The following is a 17,100-nucleotide window of genomic DNA, read 5'->3' as shown; positions in this document are numbered from 1 at the left end:
CGAAGGGCGTTTGGGTCGCCCGGGAAGTCGCTGAACTTTTGATCCACTCTCTCCATGTGACCGAGCGCCGGGACAACGTGCGGCTCCGCTCAGCCAAGATCGTTTTGCGCTTCGTTCTTCACCAAGCGCGCGACGCTTGGGGCGTGACGGCGCGTGAGCCGCCGCGGCGGTGGTCGCGGTACCAGCGCGTGACCACAGCGTCCATCTGAGGGTCACGCATGTCCCTGACGCGGGCACGGACGATGGCCTCGCCCGGGTCTACCACCACGATGCGGGCGCCGAGCCTGCGGTAGCGCGCGCGTGCCTTGGCCTGCGGCATGGTGTGGATCAGGTACACGTCGGTGGTGGTGAGGTGTCGCTCGGCCTCGTGGATGGCGGCCTGGCGTGCACGGTGGACGATGCGGAGCAGCGTCGGGTCGTGTCGGTGGTGGTCTGCTCCGGGGCCGGCCATGGCCAGGGCCATGAGGTCGAGGTCGATCACGACGTCCGAGGGCCGGGCGTGCGCTTTGATCCAGCTGGATTTACCGGCGGCCGGGGGGCCGGTGACGACGATCAGGCCCACGGTCACCATCTCCGGGATGCGCGGGCCTGCTTGATCGTGGTCCGGTTCCCTCGTGCGCTGTTGCAGCGGCGGTGTGCCGAGCGCGCGTTGGCCGGATCGAGGAGGTCGCCGCCTCGGCTGAGAGGTACGAGGTGGTCGAGGGTGAAGGCGAGCGGGTGTCGGCTGGCCTCTGGCCCGGTGATCTCGTACGGGATGTTGTGGCCGCAGATCCAGCACGGCAGGCCGAGGGCGCGTTGCCGGATGCAGAGGCGGCGATACGGGCGCCCGTTGCGGATGCCGGCCACGGCCACCTCCCGGTCTACTGACCGCCGTCGGCTCCTGCGGTGATGGCGTCCTCCAGGGCGTCGCGCCCCTGCTGGTTCGACTGCGCGATGCCGTCCATGTACGCGTCGAGGTAGTCGTGGTCCGAGAGGCCGATGCACGGCTTCGGGGTCGGTGTGGACGGTACCTCGCCGTTCGGGCCGGGCGGGAGCGCGGCGACGGCGGTCGTGCACCGCTCGACGATCTCGGCGTGGGAGAGCGCGGGCGCCGTGGTCGGCGCTGAAGTGGTGCTGCTCGGCTGCGTCTTGGAGTCGTCGTCGCTGCCGCACGCGGCGAGCGCGAGGAGCAGAGCAGCGGTTATGACGGTGGCCGGGATGGTGCGCATGTTCCCCCCTGGATCTCGTGTGGTGGGGGGATGGTGGCACGGGCCGGGGTGGTGCGGGAGGGGTACGGCAAAGCCCCGCGCGGTGGCGGGGCTGTTGTTTCCGGGCATGCCGGATCTGCGGCCCATGATGGGGGCTGATCGTCCGGGATGCAACTACGAGGCCCCGCCGCGTCAGGGGGGCGCGGCGGGGCCGCTGCCGGGCGCTACCCGGCGCGAGACTCCAGGGTGGCAGCCCGGAGGCTACGGCCGCCACTCCTCGCGGTAGTCAGGGTGGCCGGCGTAGGGCAGGGCGAGCAGGCGGAGCAGATCGCCGTGGATCTCGTCGCGGCCCATGAGGAGAGCATGGTTCTCAACGCGAGCGACCAGCTGCCGCTTGGCGTCGACCTCGGCGAGGACGCGGGCCGGGTCGTGACGCAGGACGAACGGCAGAACCTCGGCGTCGACGTCGGACAGGACCACTTTGTTCCGGCCCGGGTCGGCAACGGCAACGTACTCCTCGAACACAAAGCTTCCGTCGTGGTCGCGGATCTCACGACGCTCCCACGATGGACCTGGGGCGGCGTGCGCCGCCCGCTCGTCCTCGTCGAGGCGGTCGCGGAGGAACTGCACCAGATCATCCATGAGAGACATCATCCCGCCTTCGGCTTGCCGGGGACGGGCTTCGGCTCCGGCGGGTAATGCCCACCACGCGACGCCTGATACGTCGTCGCGTGCTTCGGGTCGGGCCGGGTCTCCGGCGCGGTCGGGATGTCGCGGCGCAGTGCCATGATGACGGTCCTGTCTCGTGTGCGGGATAGGGACCGGGGCGGCCGGGATGCCTGGCAGCTGTCGGCCGCCCCGGGGTTCATGTGGCCGAGTGGCGGCCGGTCTTGATCACGCGGACGTGCGTACGCGCGGGCTGCTCGGGGTCGTTACGGATCTCCATCCGTACCCCCGCGATCTCCCGTAGCTCGGCTGTAGCTGTAGTTGTAGCTGCGCCTGTAGCTGGATCCTGACCTGCATCAACTACAGCTACGGGCTGGGCTACAGGCGGCGCCGGAGCGGGGTCGGGGAGGGCGTCCAGACGGACCCCCGTGGACACCCGGCGGTCGGGCCCCCGGACGCTGCCGGACACGGGCACCCCGGCCTGGTCGAGGACGGCCCGCACGTCGCCCGTCGTCCAGGCCTGACCGGTGGCCGTGGTGAGCCGCTCGGCGAGGGTGGAGAGGTGGGCGCCTTTTCCGCGTCCGGCGGCCCGCCGAATGAGGTCGAACAGCTCGGCGTCAGAGACCGCTCGCACGGGCTTGTCGTCGGCCTCCGGGAGGGGCTCCTCAACGGCGGCCGCCGCCGGTGCCGGACTGGGGCGCAGTGGTCGGCCGGAGCGCCACGCGGCGATGCCGAGGAGCGCGGCCAGGCCCCACAGGACGGCGGGGGCGGCGCGGACGATGCGCCACAGGATCCACAGTCCGGCGAGGAGCAGCGCGGCGCGGAGCCAGACGCCGAGTTCGGCCTGCCATCCGGTGAGGTCCCGGCGACGTCCGGCGCGCACCCAGGCGGCGGCGCGGTCGGTGACGCGGCGGGCGAGGAGCGCGGCGCCGTGGACGAGGCGGGACGCGGCGCGTTCGAGGCGGCTCACAGTGCTCCCCCGGCGACCAGCGCGTGCAGCTGCGCACCGGCCTGGTTGACCAGGCTGGGCAGACTGTTGAGGAGGGAGGCGACACCCGCGGTGATGCACAGGCAGGCTCCGCACCATGCGCCGCCGAGGATGCGCTTCTTGTCCGCTTTCCCGGCCGCCCGCCATGCGAGGACCACAACGACGGTGGCGAGGAAAACGATGACCGCGCCGTCCGGGCTGAGGGCGCCGAGCGAGCCGCGGGGAAGCGGGGCGCTGCTGGCGCTACCGGTGGTGACCGATACGGCCTTGTCCCCGGTCGAGTTGGCGACGCGGGGTGCGCAGCCGGACAGCCAGCCGAGCAGTCCCCCGGCGCACATGGTCGACATGGCGCCGAGGAGCGCGCCGAGACCGAACGGGGCCAGCTGCTTGGGGTCGCGTGATCCCTTCCACCAGGGCCTGATATTCGCGTAGAGCACGCCGAGGGTGATGGCCAGCCCGGCGAGGGACAGGCCCGCTGCGCCCGCGTTCACCGTGTCACCCCCGTAACCAGGGTGACCGGGTCGTACCAGCCCATGGCGCCCGTGCCGCCGATCAGGGCGGTGAGGGTGAGCAGGCGCGCCCACCAGCGGCCGGTGTGCTGGTCGAGGAGCAGCGCGACGCTGGCTCCGATGATGGCGAGGGCGTAGGCGCCGCCAATGCTGGCCGCGGCCCGGCAGGTGTGCAGCACTTCGGACCAGGTGGCAACCGGCCCGTGTCCGTCGGGCGGGAGCGGCAGGAGGACGGCGGCGGCTCCGGCGGTGAGGGTGCGCCAGCCGAGGAGGCGGGTCATCCACGACCAGTCCCAGCGCGGCGCGTCCGGGACGACCGCGATCGGCTGGGCACCGCGCTGGAGCACGTCGACAACGACGTGCACCTCAACGGGGCCCGGGGTGGGCGGGTCGGGCCATGGCCATGCGAACGGCGGCATTGGCGGGGGTGGCGGCTGCGGTGGTGCAGCCGGGAGCGGCAGCGGAGTGCCGGACGGGATGATCCGCGTCGGGGTGATCGGCTTCGGCTTCATCATGCGCTCCTCGGGAGCTGCGCCTGGATGCGCTGGGCTCGGCGCTGGCCGATGCGCAGCTCGGTCTGGAGCTGGCGCAGCGAGGCGGGTCGGCCGGTGTCGGCGAGCGCGGCTGCGTTGAGCGCGAGTGCGGCTGCGTGCAGCTCGGCGTCCGTGTCGGGCGCGTGGAGCTCGGCCACTGCGGCCGGGCGCTGGTCTGCGGCGGATGCGCAGTCGGCTGCACTCAGGGGCGGATGCGCGGGGCGCTGCGGCAGGGGCGGGAGGGCCGTCTCGATGGCCTCGGCCGCGGCCTCCTCGAAGGTGGCCGCGATGGGCTGGGGTGTGGCCGGGATGCGGCGCAGCGCCTCATGGACCTGCCGCATGAGTGCACCGAATGCGATCAGTGCAGCCGTGGGCGGGATGGCTGCGACGACGTATTCCAGTACGGATGCGTGAGCGCCGACCCCGGCGACGTTGAGTGCGATGGAGCCGAGCGAGCCGAGTGCGGCGAGTGCGATGGCCCACCAGTCGACTGCGCCGCGCAGGGAGGCGCGCAGCACAAGCAGCTCCCCGGCGACGATGAACAGGTCGATGGTGGCGGGCCATGCCCATGCCCGGGGGCCGGAGAGGCCGTTGACGTCAGCGATGTCGTGCAGGTGCTCGTAGCTGAGCCAGAACGCGGTTCCGGTCAGGGTGATGGTGACGAGTGCGGCGCCGGCGGCGAGGGCCGTGACGGCGTCGGGGCGCTTCATGGGTGCTCCAGGGGTGGCCCGGCCGCTGGCGTGCTGACGGCCGGGCCGGTCGGCGGGTCAGCGGCGGCGGGCGGCGATACCTCGCCAGCGGGCGGCTTCGGCGCGGGCGGCAGCCGCGGCGCGGGCGGGCTCAATCCCGGCGATGCCCTCGCCCGGGTCGTGGCCGTCCTCGCTGGCGATGTAGCACTCGATGAGGGATTCGACCTCGTCGAACATGGCGGCGCCGGGCGCCTCGTCGTCGTCGGGGTACGGCATGTCGATGCTGCCCCAGATGATCAGGCGTACGGCGCCGTCAGGGTCCAGGCCGGAGCTGTTCTCCAGGGTGGCGGCGATCTTGTCGAGGGTCGCGGCGACGTCCTGGGCCGTCGGCTGGATCATCGGGCACCTGCCGGAATCTTGCGGAGGCGCAGTGCGTACTCGCCGCGGGTGATCGGGGCGCCGACGCGCGGCATGACCGCGAGGAGCTGACGCTCCAGTGCCTCGGCCTCGGGGCTGAAGCCGTGCCGCTCGGTGCTCTCGGCGCAGGCGCGGGCGAGGCGGGTGTCCTCGGTCATGGCCGCGTGGGGCCGGACGCGGGTGAGGCGGTCGGCGATGGCGGTCAGGGCCTTCGTGGTGTCGCTGGTCGGGTCCGGCGGGGGTTCTGCGGTCTGGGTGTGCTGGGTAGGCTCCATGGAGCCTGCTCCTGTGATCGCTGGGGGTGGGCACCCCCGGCCCATATGGCGTTCCAGCGCCGGGCCGGGGGCTTTGTTGTTGCCCGACCCACGGTAGTCACCTCGTTGCCATATGGCAACGAGGTGAGGGAAGATGGTGCCCATGGCCGAGCCCGAAGGAGGGCCAGACATGGTGTCGTTCCGCGAGCTGGCGCGGCGGCTTGTCGCTGACGGAGTCGTCGAGAGGATCACCCATCAGCGGGTGTCGAAGATCGCCGAGACCGATCCGGACTTCCCGCCCGTAGTGCCGGTCGGTCGCTCGAAGGCCGTCGACTATCGGCTCGCGCGCCCGTACTTCGCGACGCGGAAGTCTCGACAGGGCCAGCGCACCGACCTTCAACGCCCGGCCTCCGAGGAGTAGCTCGCGGCACACGTGAGCCCCCGCCCCTTCCCGGGCGGGGGCTCTCTGCTGCTACGCGGCGGCCGGGGCGGCGCTCCAGGACGCTCGGCATCCGCCGCACGACGCCCGCATGCCCTGCATGGTTACCTGCCCGCCGCAGCGTGGGCACGGCTGGGCGAGCGCGAGCGCGGTGTCAACGCCTCGGTCGAGGGCCTGCTCGGCCCGCCAGATCGCGGTGCGTGTCGCGTTGCGGATGACGTGGTGGTCGTCGACGTCGAGGAGCCGGAACGGGCCCGGCTGGTCGGTGACTCGGGCGGTGAGCCAGTTGACGGCGGATTCCAGGCCGCGCACGGTCGTGCCGATGGGCCAGCGTCGCGGGTCGGCCGCGTCCTCGGCGGCGCGCTGCCGGCGGCGGGCGGCCTTCGTCGGGGAGAGCACCAGCCCGTGGGGGGCGGCGGCCATCGGGGCGAGCTGCGCGCGGGACGCGACTACGTCGGCGCACTGCCGCATGTCGACGGTGATCTCCCGCATCGCCTCGTAGATGTCGAGGCGGAGCGGGATCGGTCGGGCGCCGATCTGCTCGGGGCTGCGCTCCAGGGCCCGCAGTGCGGCGGCGGCCTGGAGTGCGTCGCGCTCGTCGGGTTCGGTGGCTGCGGCGAGGTGGGCGCGGATGCCGACGCCGTACCAGGCGTGAGCGGCGGGGGTGCCGAGGGTGTTGGCGAGGTCGGTCCATCTGAGGGTGAGGAGGTGGAGGGCGGCGCGGGTGGTGGTCATCGTGTGCTCCGTGGCGGTGGGCAGGTACGGTGATCGCACCGGATGGGGCGCGCCTGGCCTGGGGAGGTCGAAGAGGCGCGCCCCATCGCTGTGTTCAGGGGGCGGCGGCCCGGTCGTACTCGGCGAGCAGGTGCTCGACGTGGGCGCGCAGTAGGTCCGCCTCGGCCGGGGACTGCACGCCGCGTTGTACGCGGGACAGGAGCACGAGGAGCGAGTCGCGGAACTCGTAGCCGACGCCGGGCGGTACGGGCTGTTCGGTCACAGGTACTCCCCAACAGGGACGTCGACCATGGGTCGGGTGGGTGGTAGGTCGGGGTCGAGGTCGTCGTCGAAGCAGAGGCAGTACTGGTCTGCGTCGGACCAGTAGCAGCCCTCCTCGGCCCACAGGCATGGCGGGGGTTGGCCGGTCATCGTGCGGTCTCGCGCCAGCGGTGGCAGGTGGCCTCGTGCATGAATCCGCAGGACGTCCACCACTTTTCGCAGCACGCGGAGGCTGCGGCGACGGCGACGCATCCGTCGATCGCGTCGGCGACGGCGGGCGGCTGGTCGGCTGCGGTGGGCCGTGCGGCCCGCTCCTCGGCCCGTGTGCTGACGTACAGCGCGGTGTTGGCGCAGAGCCCCGCTCCGGCTCCGAGAGCGGCTGAGAGGGGCCACAGGGCGTCGTGGGCGTAGAGGGTGGCGAGGGACAGTAGTCCGATTCCGAGGAGCCAGAGCGCGGCGGCTCGGGCGTACTCGCCGGGCGTCACGGGGTCACCGCGATCTGGCCGAGCGGCACACCGGCGGCGATCTGCCTGTGCAGTTCACGCAGTCGAGTCATGGCGTGAGGTCCGCGGCGGCCGAGGGCGCGCTTGGCCGGGGTGGGGAGCGCGTCCCAGCAGGTGGGGCACAGGTACTGCCTGGGGTGACGCTGGCGGCCACAGTGGGCGGGGCACGGGGTGGTCATCGGTCGTTCCTCCAGGGCGTGTTGTGGTGGTCGCAGCTGTGGCCGGGTCACGGGATGCGGTCCGGGTCGATCGGCCCCCACGGCGGACGCGGGGGCGGAGCGGGCGGGGTGCTCACCGCGGCTCGCTGGTGGTCGTGCGCCCCGGGCAGGTGGTGGGCGCCTCGCTGCTGATCCGGTCGGTGAGCGGCAGCTCGAACGGAGTCCGGCCGCAGCACGGCGTGAGGCCGGAGCCGTCCGGCGGGCAGCCGTGGACGACCTCGGGGTCCGGCGCAGGCCGCTCCTCCTCGTCGGCCATGCGGAACAGGCGCTCGCTGACGTAGACGGCACCGGCCTCGCGGTCCTGGGCCATCTCGCCGCCGCTGCCCCGCAGCTCTTCAGCGCACTCGCCCGCCACGTTCGCGGCCTCGCGCAGGATCGCGGCCCGATCGGCAGGCATCCGCTTCGCGATCTCCACAAGTCGGGCGAGCCGCTCGCGGGCGCCCTCACCAGTCAGGTAGTCGCCACAGTCGCAGCCGGTGACCTCCGTGATGCAGACGTCCTCGAAGTGCAGCCGCTCCGGATGCCCGCAGATGCATGTGGGCTCGTCGGCGGGGAGGGTGGCCAGCACCGCGTCGGCGAGCGCGTCCACGTCGTAGGCGCACAGGGCGCAGCGGGCGTCGTACCGGTGATGCCGGTGATCCGCCGTGCCCTCGTAGTCGGTGCGCCGGGTGGTGAGTAGCGCCTCGGCGATGCGGGCGCGCAGTCCGGCCCGGTCGGCGTCAGGCTGGTCGGGCATGTGCTGCTCCTCGTGTGCGGGGTCGGGTGGAACCGAGTGGCGGGCGGTCAGGCGCAGATGACGCAGCGGTGGTCGGCGGACTCGGTGTCGTGGCAGCGGTCGATGCAGCGGCGGCAGTAGGGCGTGAGGCTGTACCTGGCGTGTCCGTCGAACCGGGCGTCGTCCGGGTCGAACGGCTGCCTGCACTTCGCGCACGCCGCGGGCTCCTCGGTGTCGGGCATGTGGTGCTCCTTCGTGCCGGTGATGGCGGTGATCTCTCGTGGGTCGATGCCGAGGCGGGTGAGGTGGTGGGTGAGGGCGCGGCGGGTGGCGGGCGTCATCCGGCTGTTCCTTCCTGGCGGTCCCGGGCGCGGTCGGCTTCGGCGGCGGCGTCGAGCTCGGCCATGCGCTGGCGGAAGCTCGGCGGGGTGGGGGTGGCGCCGCCGGGCAGGCCGACGAGGAACGCGCCTTGCGTGGCGGGGCGTTCGCGGGCGAGCCAGGACACCCAGAGCGGGCCGAAGTCGGCGGCGGTGGTGCCCTTGGCTTGGTGGTGGCGTACGAACTTTGCGGTGGCCGTGGCGGCAGCAGCTGCGCCGAGGCGGGTTAGGTCGGCGGCTGCGGCGGTGTGGTCGGCGGGGTTCGGTTTCCAGCCCGGAGGGATCTGAGAGAGAGGCGTCTGTGCGCGCGTGCCACTACCTGCACTCTGCTCTCTACGATCACCCCCCTTATAAGGACGGGTCGGGTCGGGTCGGGACGCGCGCGCGCGAGTCCCCGGTGAGTCCCCCCGGGACACGTCGCTGTGACCTGGGAGTTCGTCAGAAACGGGCCTGTGAATCGAGCTCGATTCGTCGTCGATTCGCGAGCGATTCGAGTCCGAATCGGCTCCGATTCGCGAACGATTCGCGGCCTCTTCCCGCTGACGGCGCTTCTTCGCGGCCGCCTTCTCCCGGCCCTCGCTGACCTCGTCACGGCTCGGCTGGTAGATCGCGAAGTCGTGCATCACGAAGTCGTCCCCGCCCGGCTGAGGGCAGCGCGCGCAGCCGTGGCCGGCGGCGTGCCACAGGCCCACCTGGACGAGCTTCTTCACCTGCGGGGCGGTCCCGTACATCGAGGCGATGGGGCCGGGGATGACGCCGTCCGTGAGGTGCATGGCGCTGTACGCGCCGCACCGCATCCACAGCCCCACGGCAGCGTTGCCCGCCCGAAGGATCTTCGGGTGGCTGTGTGCGGTGTCGTCCACCTTGAACCACGTCATCGACCGGTGCTCTTTCGCGCGAAGGTGCGGGGAATCGTTTGTGCTTGATCAGCGCGGGGCGGGCGGGGAAGAGCCCGCCCCGCCGGTCAGTGCAACCGCTCGTTCTCGTACGCCTCAGCCGCTTCCGCTGCCCGACGGGCGAGCACTTCCTCGGCGCAGACCTTGTGCGCTGGGGAGCCCTTCGAGTCGCGCAGCCGAGCGGGCTTGCCGCAGTAGCGGCAGGGACGCGGACGGGAGTCCCAGTGCGAGGAGCCGGACCAGTCGAGGAGCCCGGAGGCGGGCGGCTCGGGCGGCGGGGCGCGGCGGCGCCGATCGCCGGTCACGCCGCTGCCCTCTTCCCGAGGGCGCGACCCTGGCCAAGGCGCCGGGCGAGCGCGCTGCGCTCGTGCTCCGTGAGACCGCCGCGTACGCCGCTGCGCGATTGCGGGCGGCTCCCGCCTTCCTCGTCCATCGCTGAGCGGAGGCACACCGCCTTGACGGGGCACTCCAGGCAGATGGTCTTGGCCCGGCGGATGGCCGGCGGGTCATACCGGCCGGGGAACATCACCTCGGGATCGACGCGCGCGGGCTCCAAACACCCGCCGTGGTGGCGCCAGTCGTCACGAGGATCAGCGGCGTCAGGGGCATGACGCGGGATGAGGTTCACCGGCCACCGCCGAAAATCGCGGCGTAGGTGTCGTTGGTGCGATCGCGCATCGGCCGGTCCTCGACGTGGCCGGGGGCGACGCAGCCCTGCATGCCGCAGACGGCCTGGACCAGTCCGACAGGGGCGCGCTGGTAGCGCACGAGGAACGCGGCGACGGGCGCGGTGTAGCGGGTCCCACGAAACTTGAAGTGCGTGAAGCCCCCTGAGTGCGTGGGGCCGGCCCACTCCCAGTGGCCGTCGTCGAGGATGCGGCACCGCTTGCGCAGGGCGTGCTCCAGCGTGTCCGGGGACCGGGCACCGGCGCGGCATCTGGGGATGTCGAGGGCACGGCGGGCTCGGGCCACTGTGCGGTGTGAGACGTGGGCACGGGCAGCGATCTGCGTGTCCGTCAGGCCATCACGCAGCATCTCGGCAACGTCAGATCGGATCTTCACGCCGCCTCCTGCCCAGGCAGCAGGTGGCGACGCTCCCTCTCGGACAGCCCGCCCCAGACGCCGAACCGCTCGCCCCGGGTGAGCGCGTACTCCAGGCACGCGGCACGGGCGTCGCAGGCCATGCAGATCGCCTTAGCCGTGCGGCAGGTGACACCCGTCTCGGGATAGAAGATCTCCGGGTCGGTCTGCGCGCACATGGGGGTGACCCCCGTCGGCGGCACGAATGCTTGAAGCCTCACCGCGGCCGGGCGGCTCTGGGTCTGCCCGGCCGCGGGAGTGGTGAGGTCGAAGAGCGTCACTGCGCCACGCTCCTCGGCTTGTCTGCGCGCCGCTCCTGCCAGCGGGCGCCCGCGTCGAGGCTCGGGTTCGAGAGGCCGGTGGCGTCGTCGAGGCGCCGCTGAAGCGCCGCGATCCGCCGGTCCTTCGCGGCAAGCTCGGCCCGGTGGCGGGATGCGGCATCCACGTTCTGTGTGGCAACCCGATGCAGCGCGCCACTGTGGATACCGGCGAGCTTGCGGGCGTCGTCACGCTGGTCGGTTCGGACCTGGACTAGGTCTCTGAGGCGGGCGATCTCCCGCGACTTGGCGCCGAACATCACGCACCCCCGCTCGTACGGGCGCGGTACATGCGGCCGCCGATCGAGTCGAGCGTCTCCAGCTCGCCCGCCTCGTTCGGCACCCGGGCGTTCAGCATCCCGAGACCGCGAAGTTCGGTGCGGATCTGGTCGAGGCGGCTCGGCGTCGTCGCCGGGTCGAGCTGCTCGTCGCGGTACGACTCAGCCGTACGGACCGGCGCCTCGCCCCGCTCGATCCCGGAGGCGTCCGGGTCGGCGTCATTCGTGGGGACCAGGCCCCCGAGGAACAACAGCGACCGCAGCGCGGTGGACAGAGCCTTCGCGGTGCCCTTGTCGGCCGAGTCCATCGACTCGCCCGCGGACTGCACCTCGATGCTGTCGCCGGTCGGCCCCATGATCTTGTAAGTGACCGTGACGGTGCACTCGCGGGAGTTCTTCCCGCCCGACGTCTTCACGTCCCGGTACGCCGTTTCGGTGCGGATCGGCAGGACGAGCACGCCATGCAGGCGGCAAGCGGGTCCGAACGCGTTCAGGGCCGCGTCGACCCCCCGGAACCGGTAGCTGTTGGACGTGCCGGCCACCCCGAAGAGGCTGCCCTTGCTGATGGCCCGGACGTCGCCCATGACCCGGGACCAAGCCACCCACACGGGCACCTGCTCGGGGCCGTCTGGGCCGGGCTCGGGGATGCCGGGGTCCTCCAAAGGAGCCGGGGTGTACTCGGCGTCCGGTTCGGCGTCGAGGGTGGTGGGGGAATCGGTTCGGCCAGCGGCGGCCGCCGCCCGGTCAGCGAGAGTGGTCATACCTTGTGCGCCTCTCGTACGTCGTTCGGGATGTTGATGCGGCGCGAGACCCGGTCCTCGACACAGGCCGCGTACGCCTCGGGGTGCTCCTCGCGCAGGCGGGACGTGTCGCAGTACTCGCGGGACTGCTCGCGGTACTCGTAGGCGATGTGGCCGCCGAGGTAGGCGGCGCTGCCCTTGCCGAGCGCGCCGACCAGGCGTGCCTTCGCCCGCTTCTTCCGGCTGGCGGCTTCGCTCTCGTCGGCCCCCGCGTCCAGGTAGTCGGCGAGCGCGTCCTGCACGTCACCGTCGCGGTCGATGTGGACCTCCGATCCGTCGCGCTCCGGGTGCAGCTGCTCGTACAGGTCGAGCAGGACATCCGGGTCGGCGTCGGCGGGCAGGACCGGCGGGCGCCGCTCGGTGATCTGCTGCCACGCCCGTGCCCCCGCGGTTCGCAGGTCCGCGATCAGTTGCTCGTGCTCGGCGCGGTACACGGTGAACTGCCGGTAGTCGTTGCCGCCGATCAGGCAGGCGACGTGCAGGTGCGCGTAGCCGCACACGTCGATCTGGTGGAGCACCTGCGCGAGGACGTCGTCGGGGCAGCCGGTGCGCCACTGCGGCGCCTTGAACGCCGAGCGGCACTTGACCTCGACGGCGCAGCGTTCGCGCGTCGTCGCCGAGACCGGGCACTTCAGCACGCGCCGGTCAAGGGTGCACATCTGCCACGGCCGGTCCGTGTTCGCGACCAGGCCGACGCGCTGGACGACGGACCGGTTGCGGCGCGCCCACTCGCGGGCCACCGTCTCCTCCATCAGCCGCCCCCACAGGGCCGGTTCCGAGTCGTCGCCCTCCAGCGGCAGCCCGCCGGTCTTGTCGTGGTAGACCGACAGCGCGTTGCCGTAACGGCTCAGGCCGAGGATCGCGGCCATGTCCGAGGAGCCGATCCCCGAGCGCCGGGCGGTGAGCCAGGCGTCACGGTCGGCGTCGGCGGAGAGGATGAGGCGGCCGGTCGGGGTGACCCGGCGGCCGGCGGCCGGGACCGTGGTGGTCCCGGCCTGCTCGGTCGTCTTCATCCGGCACCACCGCCCTGCGGCGCGGGCGTGTAGTAGTGCCGGTTCGCCGCGCCGTGGGACTGGAGGAACCCGATCCGGTGCAGGGCCTTGAGGTCCTCCCGGGCCGCCTGACGCGTCGGCGTGTGGATCCCGATCGAGCGGTAGAACCGCTGCGCGCGGCGCGTCGTCCACTGCCCGCCGACTCGGTCGATCTCGCGGGCGAGCACGGCGAGCCGTACGGCCAGCAGGGACCGATGGCCGGGTCCGGCGAGCTGGACGGCGAGGCGCAGCCGCAGCTCGTCGTCGAGGACCAGTGCGACGGGCTGCCCGTCAGCGCTCATGCATGGGATGAGCGTGTTCTCGTCGTCGGTGTCGCCGGAGGGGCCCATCACGAAGCGGTCCCAGAACACGGCCAGGGGCATCGCTGCGGGCTCGGCCTTGCGGGCGTGTGCCTCCAACTCGTCGGCCATGCGGCGCAGCTCGGCGGCGTCGGCGTGCATTACCGTGTGCGCGGTGCGGCCGGGCGCCCACAGCTGGTCCGCCTGGGCCGCGATGTGGTCGGCGCCCTCGCGGAAGTCGGCGGCCTGCATCGCGTCCAGCGCCGCTGTCCGTGCGGCGGGCTCGATGGGACCGCCCCCGAGCAACACGTAGATCGCGTACCTGGCGTCGTTGCTCACGGCATCCTCCGGCGGCGCTGCATCGGCAGCGGGTGAGCGGCCAGGTAGGCGCGGGTCGCGACCATGGCCGGGTGGCGGATGTCGGCGGCACTTCGGCCGGACGAGGGCGCGGGCCGTCCGTCCGTGCGCGGGCGCAGACCGGCGGGCAGATGGTCGGCCACGGCCTGAGCCACGGCCGGGAGGATGCGGAAGACGAGCGCGACGGCCAGCCCGTACAGGACGAGGGCGATCGCGATGCAGCGAAGGACCATCACGACGACACCCCCGGCTCCGGGAGGTCGCGGCCGAGCTCGTACGGGTGGTGCAGCGGCGAGTCGTGCGGGTCCTCGACGGCGGCACGCGGCCTCACGAGGAGCTGGCGCAGCTTGGTTGTGGACTCGATGAACCGCGTGCTGTCCGGCTCGATGACGACGCTGACCGACTCGAACGCCGTGCAGTCGCAGAGCCGGACGGGGCCGACCGTGCCGTCCGCCGCCCGCAACCGGGACAGCTCCCCCCAGCAGGCGGTACCCGCGTGGTGATGGTCGGCTCCCGAGTGGCCGCAGGCGCAGCGCGCGCCCCGGGGCGGGAACGGCACGGCGACCGGAGGCGTCGCCCCGTCACCCAGCCGGGCTCGCAGCTGGGCCAGTTCCCGCACCGCGACGCGGAACTCGTTCTCCGCCCGGAGCCGTGCCTCGCCCGACTCCTCGACCCGGGCGTGCAGCTGCACGTTCGTCGCGAAGACGTCGTTCCGCTGGTCTCGCCATGCGTCCCGCTCGGCCTCGGCCGCCCGCAGCGCCAGCGTCACCTCGGCGAGGGCGGCGTTCGTCTCGTGGCGCTCCGCCCGCAGCCGAGCCAGCTCGGTCCGCTGATCCTCCTGGGCACCCATCGGCACCGGCAGCGCATCCGCCGACCCGACGATGCCCCGCTCGGCCAGCTCGACCAGCGTCGCCATCACGTACTCCGGGCACCGGCACACATCAGCCAGCGCATACAGCGCAACCCCGTCGCGGGTCACCGCACGCCGCGTCCACACGGCGCCGTCCCGCGTGTTCACCACCAGCGGGGCGCTCATGCGTCCCCACCACCCTCACGCTCCGCCTTCAGACGGGCGATCTCCTCACGGGCAGCGGCAAGCTCGTCAGCAGCGGTGCGCTGCCGGTCAGCGACCTCGGCAATCTGGTCCCGCCACCGCTGCACTCCCGCGAGCACCCGGTCCGCGACCGCGAGCTGCTCATCGACGCGCATGCCGGACGGGAACATCATCTGCAACTCGTTGGCGCGCGGGTCACGGCTCGGCCGCAGGCGGAGGGACGCGATCGGGAACGGGGCCGACTCGACAGTTCCTGACGTGGTCCAGAAGTCGCAGGCACGCATCACAGCGACACCTCGCTCGCGTCAGCCGCCGCCGTCAGAATCGTGACGGCCGCCTCAGCTGTACGGCCCTCGGCGTCGCCCCACTCCTCGACGATCGACTCCAGCGAGAAGATGTCCCCGTACGGGGGCTCGGGGGCGATCGTCAGCGCCACGACCCCGATCGCCGTGTCCGCGAGCTGGCACTCGCGATGCGGGTCACCGGTGGCCGCGCACTTGATCGCGGCGACGATGCTCATTGGCCGCTGCGAGTGCGGCAGTTCGTCACGGCTGACCTCGCGGTCGCACGGGTCGAGCAGGTAGTCGCCCTGCCACAGGCCGGTCAGCCGCAGGATCCGTGCCGCGCCGAGCAGGACCGCCGGAACGGTCGTCGGCCGGGGGATGGTGATCCCGGTGACCAGGACCGGGCGCCGGGCGCCGGTCGGGACGGACGTCGCCGAGTAGTCCTGCTCAGGCGGGCGGTGGATAGTCTTGGTGTTCACGGTTCCTCGTTTCTCGTGTGGATGAGGTGCCGAGGGGCTTCCTGGACCAGGCCCGGTCCGGGCGGCCCCGCTTGGTTGATCAGCCGACGCGCTGGACCGCGCCGCGACGCGGCAACGGACGCAGGGACGCCAGCGGGTGCGCGCCGCCCGACGGCGCGGGGACGGCGGCCAGAGGGCCGGTCGTCGGCTCGTGGTGGTGGATCGCGTCGATGCGCTCCAGGTCCGCGTCCGAGAAGGTGACGACGCGCCCCTTCTTGCTGTGCGGCAGGCGCTTGATGTGCCTGCGGAGCCACGACTCCTCGACGCGCAGCTCTGCGGCCGCCTCGGGGTACGTGTAGCGCCGGCTCATGACGCGGCCGCCGCGAGTGCGCCGGTGTCATCCGGTGCCGGGGTTGTGCGCCCGGTGGGCGCCCACAGAACCAGTTCGTCGACTCCAAGCCGTCTGGCAATTGCCAGAGCCACCCGGCGAGGGGCGGTGCACTGAGTGCCGGTCCGCAGAAAGCCGATCTTGCTGGGGTGGACCCCAACCTCGGTGGCGAGGTCTCGGACCGTGATGCTGCGCCCGTCGCCCGTCCGTCGCATGAGGAGTACGAGCAGGTCAGGGCTGACGAGGAGCATCTGGCCGTCAGCAGTAGGCACTGTTCACCTCCGTGTTCAGAGTGTCTATGTTCGTGAACAAGGACGACAGTACACAGCCGTAGACGCTCTGTCTACGATCGTGAACAAAGAATCCGGTGGGCGGGAATTGGTCAATACCGCTTTGCGCCCTATCGTGACCGTCTACGAACGTAGACACTCTGTGGTGACCCGTGAACAATGCGGGCGCCTGATCAGGGGAAAAGCTCGGCTCTCCCGATCAGTCACATAGACATCAGGTGTGCGGCTGGGGAGCGAGCAGGCAGGATGACCACTATGGCTGAGCAGCGAAATACCGAGCTGAGTACGCTCGTCCGCGATCGGCGGGCTGAGCTAGGCCTCAGCGGGCGGGCAGTAGTTGAGCGATCCGGCGGGGGAGTGAAGTCCGGGTGGCTCAACAAGCTGGAGCACAACACGGCGGCCGCCCCGACCCCTGAGCAGTTGCGCGGGTTGGCTCTCGCGCTGGACCTCCCGCTACGCCTCCTCCAAGAGGCCGCCGCTGCCCAGTTCCTGGGCATGGGTGAGGTCTGGTCGGGCGACCACCGCGTCCGTGTGCTCGTCGCCCGCATCGAGGAGATGTCCCCCGAGGACGTCGAGCAGCTGACCCAGATTGCTGACACCTTCTCCCGCAACCGCGGGCCCGCCAAGCCGTCGGAGTAGTACTACTTTCGACTACTCTCCGGTTCACTCTGGTCACAGTTGAACTGCTGTGGCATTGTCTGTGATCCGCCTGGGGGGCGAATCTGGAAGCTCACGCCTGCATGCTCGAACATAGGGGCTATATGTGGGCGGCGACACAGGGAGCTCGATTCGATGGCAGACGCAGAAGGTGAAGACAAGCAGGATGAGACAGACGGCGAGCGGCCAGCCGCCCGCTTCGAGATCAGAGACGAACTCCCAGGTGGACGCCTCGTCTACCCACTGATCGTCAACGGAGAGATGGTGTGGCTTGTGCTCCGCGGCCACATGACCGACGAACTGTGCGCCAGCGTGAACGAGTACCTACGTCACATCGTGGACTCGGGCATGTGGGACCAGCAGGACGGGGGCTTCACCGGAGACCCACGAGACGCCGGATAGCCCCCCGCCCCATAGCTC

At 71.8% G+C, this 17,100-nt stretch carries 34 protein-coding genes; 3 read left to right on the top strand and 31 right to left on the bottom strand.

Translation table 11 applies throughout. The features are described 5' to 3' along the window. Nucleotides 1-118: 118 nt before the first annotated feature. From AB0G17_RS12990 to AB0G17_RS12940, 11 genes are all read right to left on the bottom strand, one after another. Nucleotides 119-562, bottom strand: coding sequence for an AAA family ATPase (locus AB0G17_RS12990; protein ID WP_361380150.1), 444 nt, complete (start codon nt 560-562; stop codon nt 119-121). Nucleotides 563-564: 2 nt separating this feature from the next. Beyond that, nucleotides 565-846, bottom strand: a complete 282-nt coding sequence (locus tag AB0G17_RS12985) for an HNH endonuclease (protein WP_361380147.1) — start codon at nt 844-846, stop codon at nt 565-567. A gap of 14 nt (nt 847-860) precedes the next feature. After that, on the bottom strand, nt 861-1,208 hold the full coding sequence (locus AB0G17_RS12980) for a hypothetical protein (protein ID WP_361380144.1): 348 nt from the start codon (nt 1,206-1,208) through the stop codon (nt 861-863). 240 nt (nt 1,209-1,448) lie between these two features. Next, the gene (locus AB0G17_RS12975; protein ID WP_361380141.1) at nt 1,449-1,829 is read right to left on the bottom strand and encodes a DUF6221 family protein; all 381 of its coding nucleotides are present in this window, start codon (nt 1,827-1,829) and stop codon (nt 1,449-1,451) included. Between the two features lie 8 nt (nt 1,830-1,837). Continuing rightward, on the bottom strand, nt 1,838-1,975 hold the full coding sequence (locus AB0G17_RS12970) for a hypothetical protein (protein WP_361380138.1): 138 nt from the start codon (nt 1,973-1,975) through the stop codon (nt 1,838-1,840). Nucleotides 1,976-2,052: 77 nt separating this feature from the next. Beyond that, nucleotides 2,053-2,823: a hypothetical protein gene (locus tag AB0G17_RS12965; RefSeq protein WP_361380135.1), complete on the bottom strand. Its 771-nt coding sequence runs from the start codon at nt 2,821-2,823 to the stop codon at nt 2,053-2,055. Further along, a complete protein-coding gene (locus tag AB0G17_RS12960) occupies nt 2,820-3,332 on the bottom strand; it encodes a hypothetical protein (RefSeq protein ID WP_361380132.1) in 513 nt (170 codons plus the stop codon). The genes AB0G17_RS12965 and AB0G17_RS12960 overlap by 4 nt, the downstream gene beginning before the upstream one ends. Further along, a complete protein-coding gene (locus AB0G17_RS12955) occupies nt 3,329-3,862 on the bottom strand; it encodes a hypothetical protein (RefSeq protein WP_361380129.1) in 534 nt (177 codons plus the stop codon). Before AB0G17_RS12955 ends, AB0G17_RS12960 begins: the two co-directional genes overlap by 4 nt. Next, entirely contained in the window at nt 3,862-4,593 is a 732-nt protein-coding gene (locus AB0G17_RS12950; protein WP_361380126.1) for a DUF2637 domain-containing protein, read from the bottom strand. The genes AB0G17_RS12955 and AB0G17_RS12950 overlap by 1 nt, the downstream gene beginning before the upstream one ends. 57 nt (nt 4,594-4,650) lie before the next feature. Further along, entirely contained in the window at nt 4,651-4,971 is a 321-nt protein-coding gene (locus tag AB0G17_RS12945; protein ID WP_361380123.1) for a hypothetical protein, read from the bottom strand. Then, nucleotides 4,968-5,264, bottom strand: a complete 297-nt coding sequence (locus tag AB0G17_RS12940; protein ID WP_361380120.1) for a hypothetical protein — start codon at nt 5,262-5,264, stop codon at nt 4,968-4,970. Before AB0G17_RS12940 ends, AB0G17_RS12945 begins: the two co-directional genes overlap by 4 nt. A 142-nt stretch (nt 5,265-5,406) precedes the next feature. Here AB0G17_RS12940 and AB0G17_RS12935 point away from each other — a divergent pair, with 142 nt between their 5' ends. Next, a complete protein-coding gene (locus tag AB0G17_RS12935; protein ID WP_361380117.1) occupies nt 5,407-5,664 on the top strand; it encodes a hypothetical protein in 258 nt (85 codons plus the stop codon). 51 nt (nt 5,665-5,715) lie between these two features. Here AB0G17_RS12935 and AB0G17_RS12930 read toward each other — a convergent pair whose 3' ends face one another. The 20 genes from AB0G17_RS12930 to AB0G17_RS12835 form a co-directional block, all read right to left on the bottom strand. After that, nucleotides 5,716-6,417: a hypothetical protein gene (locus tag AB0G17_RS12930; protein WP_361380114.1), complete on the bottom strand. Its 702-nt coding sequence runs from the start codon at nt 6,415-6,417 to the stop codon at nt 5,716-5,718. A 94-nt stretch (nt 6,418-6,511) separates the two neighbouring features. Beyond that, nucleotides 6,512-6,679, bottom strand: coding sequence for a hypothetical protein (locus AB0G17_RS12925; protein WP_361380111.1), 168 nt, complete (start codon nt 6,677-6,679; stop codon nt 6,512-6,514). Nucleotides 6,680-6,824: 145 nt separating this feature from the next. Continuing rightward, nucleotides 6,825-7,163, bottom strand: coding sequence for a hypothetical protein (locus AB0G17_RS12920; RefSeq protein WP_361380108.1), 339 nt, complete (start codon nt 7,161-7,163; stop codon nt 6,825-6,827). Continuing rightward, on the bottom strand, nt 7,160-7,360 hold the full coding sequence (locus tag AB0G17_RS12915; RefSeq protein WP_361380105.1) for a hypothetical protein: 201 nt from the start codon (nt 7,358-7,360) through the stop codon (nt 7,160-7,162). The genes AB0G17_RS12920 and AB0G17_RS12915 overlap by 4 nt, the downstream gene beginning before the upstream one ends. Before the next feature lie 112 nt (nt 7,361-7,472). Then, nucleotides 7,473-8,135 (bottom strand): hypothetical protein, encoded by a 663-nt coding sequence (locus AB0G17_RS12910; protein ID WP_361380102.1) that lies wholly within the window; start codon nt 8,133-8,135, stop codon nt 7,473-7,475. A 47-nt stretch (nt 8,136-8,182) separates the two neighbouring features. After that, nucleotides 8,183-8,455 carry a hypothetical protein gene (locus AB0G17_RS12905; RefSeq protein WP_361380098.1) on the bottom strand — a complete coding sequence of 91 codons (273 nt, stop codon included), beginning with the start codon at nt 8,453-8,455 and terminating at the stop codon, nt 8,183-8,185. Continuing rightward, nucleotides 8,452-9,354, bottom strand: coding sequence for a hypothetical protein (locus AB0G17_RS12900; protein WP_361380095.1), 903 nt, complete (start codon nt 9,352-9,354; stop codon nt 8,452-8,454). The genes AB0G17_RS12905 and AB0G17_RS12900 overlap by 4 nt, the downstream gene beginning before the upstream one ends. A gap of 101 nt (nt 9,355-9,455) precedes the next feature. Then, on the bottom strand, nt 9,456-9,692 hold the full coding sequence (locus tag AB0G17_RS12895) for a hypothetical protein (RefSeq protein ID WP_361380092.1): 237 nt from the start codon (nt 9,690-9,692) through the stop codon (nt 9,456-9,458). Continuing rightward, on the bottom strand, nt 9,689-10,015 hold the full coding sequence (locus AB0G17_RS12890; protein WP_361380089.1) for a WhiB family transcriptional regulator: 327 nt from the start codon (nt 10,013-10,015) through the stop codon (nt 9,689-9,691). The genes AB0G17_RS12895 and AB0G17_RS12890 overlap by 4 nt, the downstream gene beginning before the upstream one ends. Further along, nucleotides 10,012-10,449 carry a helix-turn-helix domain-containing protein gene (locus AB0G17_RS12885; protein ID WP_361380086.1) on the bottom strand — a complete coding sequence of 146 codons (438 nt, stop codon included), beginning with the start codon at nt 10,447-10,449 and terminating at the stop codon, nt 10,012-10,014. The genes AB0G17_RS12890 and AB0G17_RS12885 overlap by 4 nt, the downstream gene beginning before the upstream one ends. Further along, nucleotides 10,446-10,688: a WhiB family transcriptional regulator gene (locus AB0G17_RS12880; protein ID WP_361380607.1), complete on the bottom strand. Its 243-nt coding sequence runs from the start codon at nt 10,686-10,688 to the stop codon at nt 10,446-10,448. The genes AB0G17_RS12885 and AB0G17_RS12880 overlap by 4 nt, the downstream gene beginning before the upstream one ends. Nucleotides 10,689-10,744: 56 nt before the next feature. Then, nucleotides 10,745-11,044, bottom strand: coding sequence for a hypothetical protein (locus tag AB0G17_RS12875; RefSeq protein WP_361380083.1), 300 nt, complete (start codon nt 11,042-11,044; stop codon nt 10,745-10,747). Beyond that, complete coding sequence (locus AB0G17_RS12870; RefSeq protein ID WP_361380080.1) at nt 11,044-11,823, bottom strand: ERF family protein; 780 nt, start codon at nt 11,821-11,823, stop codon at nt 11,044-11,046. Before AB0G17_RS12870 ends, AB0G17_RS12875 begins: the two co-directional genes overlap by 1 nt. After that, nucleotides 11,820-12,875, bottom strand: a complete 1,056-nt coding sequence (locus AB0G17_RS12865) for a lambda-exonuclease family protein (protein WP_361380077.1) — start codon at nt 12,873-12,875, stop codon at nt 11,820-11,822. Before AB0G17_RS12865 ends, AB0G17_RS12870 begins: the two co-directional genes overlap by 4 nt. Next, on the bottom strand, nt 12,872-13,531 hold the full coding sequence (locus AB0G17_RS12860; protein ID WP_361380074.1) for a hypothetical protein: 660 nt from the start codon (nt 13,529-13,531) through the stop codon (nt 12,872-12,874). Before AB0G17_RS12860 ends, AB0G17_RS12865 begins: the two co-directional genes overlap by 4 nt. After that, nucleotides 13,528-13,782, bottom strand: coding sequence for a hypothetical protein (locus tag AB0G17_RS12855; protein WP_361380071.1), 255 nt, complete (start codon nt 13,780-13,782; stop codon nt 13,528-13,530). The genes AB0G17_RS12860 and AB0G17_RS12855 overlap by 4 nt, the downstream gene beginning before the upstream one ends. Further along, complete coding sequence (locus AB0G17_RS12850) at nt 13,782-14,585, bottom strand: hypothetical protein (protein ID WP_361380068.1); 804 nt, start codon at nt 14,583-14,585, stop codon at nt 13,782-13,784. The genes AB0G17_RS12855 and AB0G17_RS12850 overlap by 1 nt, the downstream gene beginning before the upstream one ends. Beyond that, a complete protein-coding gene (locus AB0G17_RS12845) occupies nt 14,582-14,887 on the bottom strand; it encodes a hypothetical protein (RefSeq protein WP_361380065.1) in 306 nt (101 codons plus the stop codon). The genes AB0G17_RS12850 and AB0G17_RS12845 overlap by 4 nt, the downstream gene beginning before the upstream one ends. After that, on the bottom strand, nt 14,887-15,366 hold the full coding sequence (locus AB0G17_RS12840) for a hypothetical protein (RefSeq protein ID WP_361380062.1): 480 nt from the start codon (nt 15,364-15,366) through the stop codon (nt 14,887-14,889). The genes AB0G17_RS12845 and AB0G17_RS12840 overlap by 1 nt, the downstream gene beginning before the upstream one ends. Before the next feature lie 79 nt (nt 15,367-15,445). Beyond that, on the bottom strand, nt 15,446-15,715 hold the full coding sequence (locus AB0G17_RS12835) for a helix-turn-helix domain-containing protein (RefSeq protein WP_361380059.1): 270 nt from the start codon (nt 15,713-15,715) through the stop codon (nt 15,446-15,448). 665 nt (nt 15,716-16,380) lie between these two features. On the opposite strand from AB0G17_RS12835, the gene AB0G17_RS12830 reads away from it, so the two are divergent. Both AB0G17_RS12830 and AB0G17_RS12825 read left to right on the top strand, forming a co-directional pair. After that, nucleotides 16,381-16,662: a hypothetical protein gene (locus AB0G17_RS12830; protein WP_361380055.1), complete on the top strand. Its 282-nt coding sequence runs from the start codon at nt 16,381-16,383 to the stop codon at nt 16,660-16,662. A gap of 153 nt (nt 16,663-16,815) precedes the next feature. Beyond that, the gene (locus AB0G17_RS12825) at nt 16,816-17,082 is read left to right on the top strand and encodes a hypothetical protein (RefSeq protein ID WP_361380052.1); all 267 of its coding nucleotides are present in this window, start codon (nt 16,816-16,818) and stop codon (nt 17,080-17,082) included. The last annotated feature ends 18 nt before the right edge of the window (nt 17,083-17,100 follow it).

Origin of the sequence: Streptomyces sp. NPDC023838 (assembly GCF_040639555.1) — a bacterium.
Classification (GTDB): Bacteria; Actinomycetota; Actinomycetes; order Streptomycetales; family Streptomycetaceae; genus Streptomyces.
This window is presented reverse-complemented; position numbering and strand designations above follow the sequence as displayed.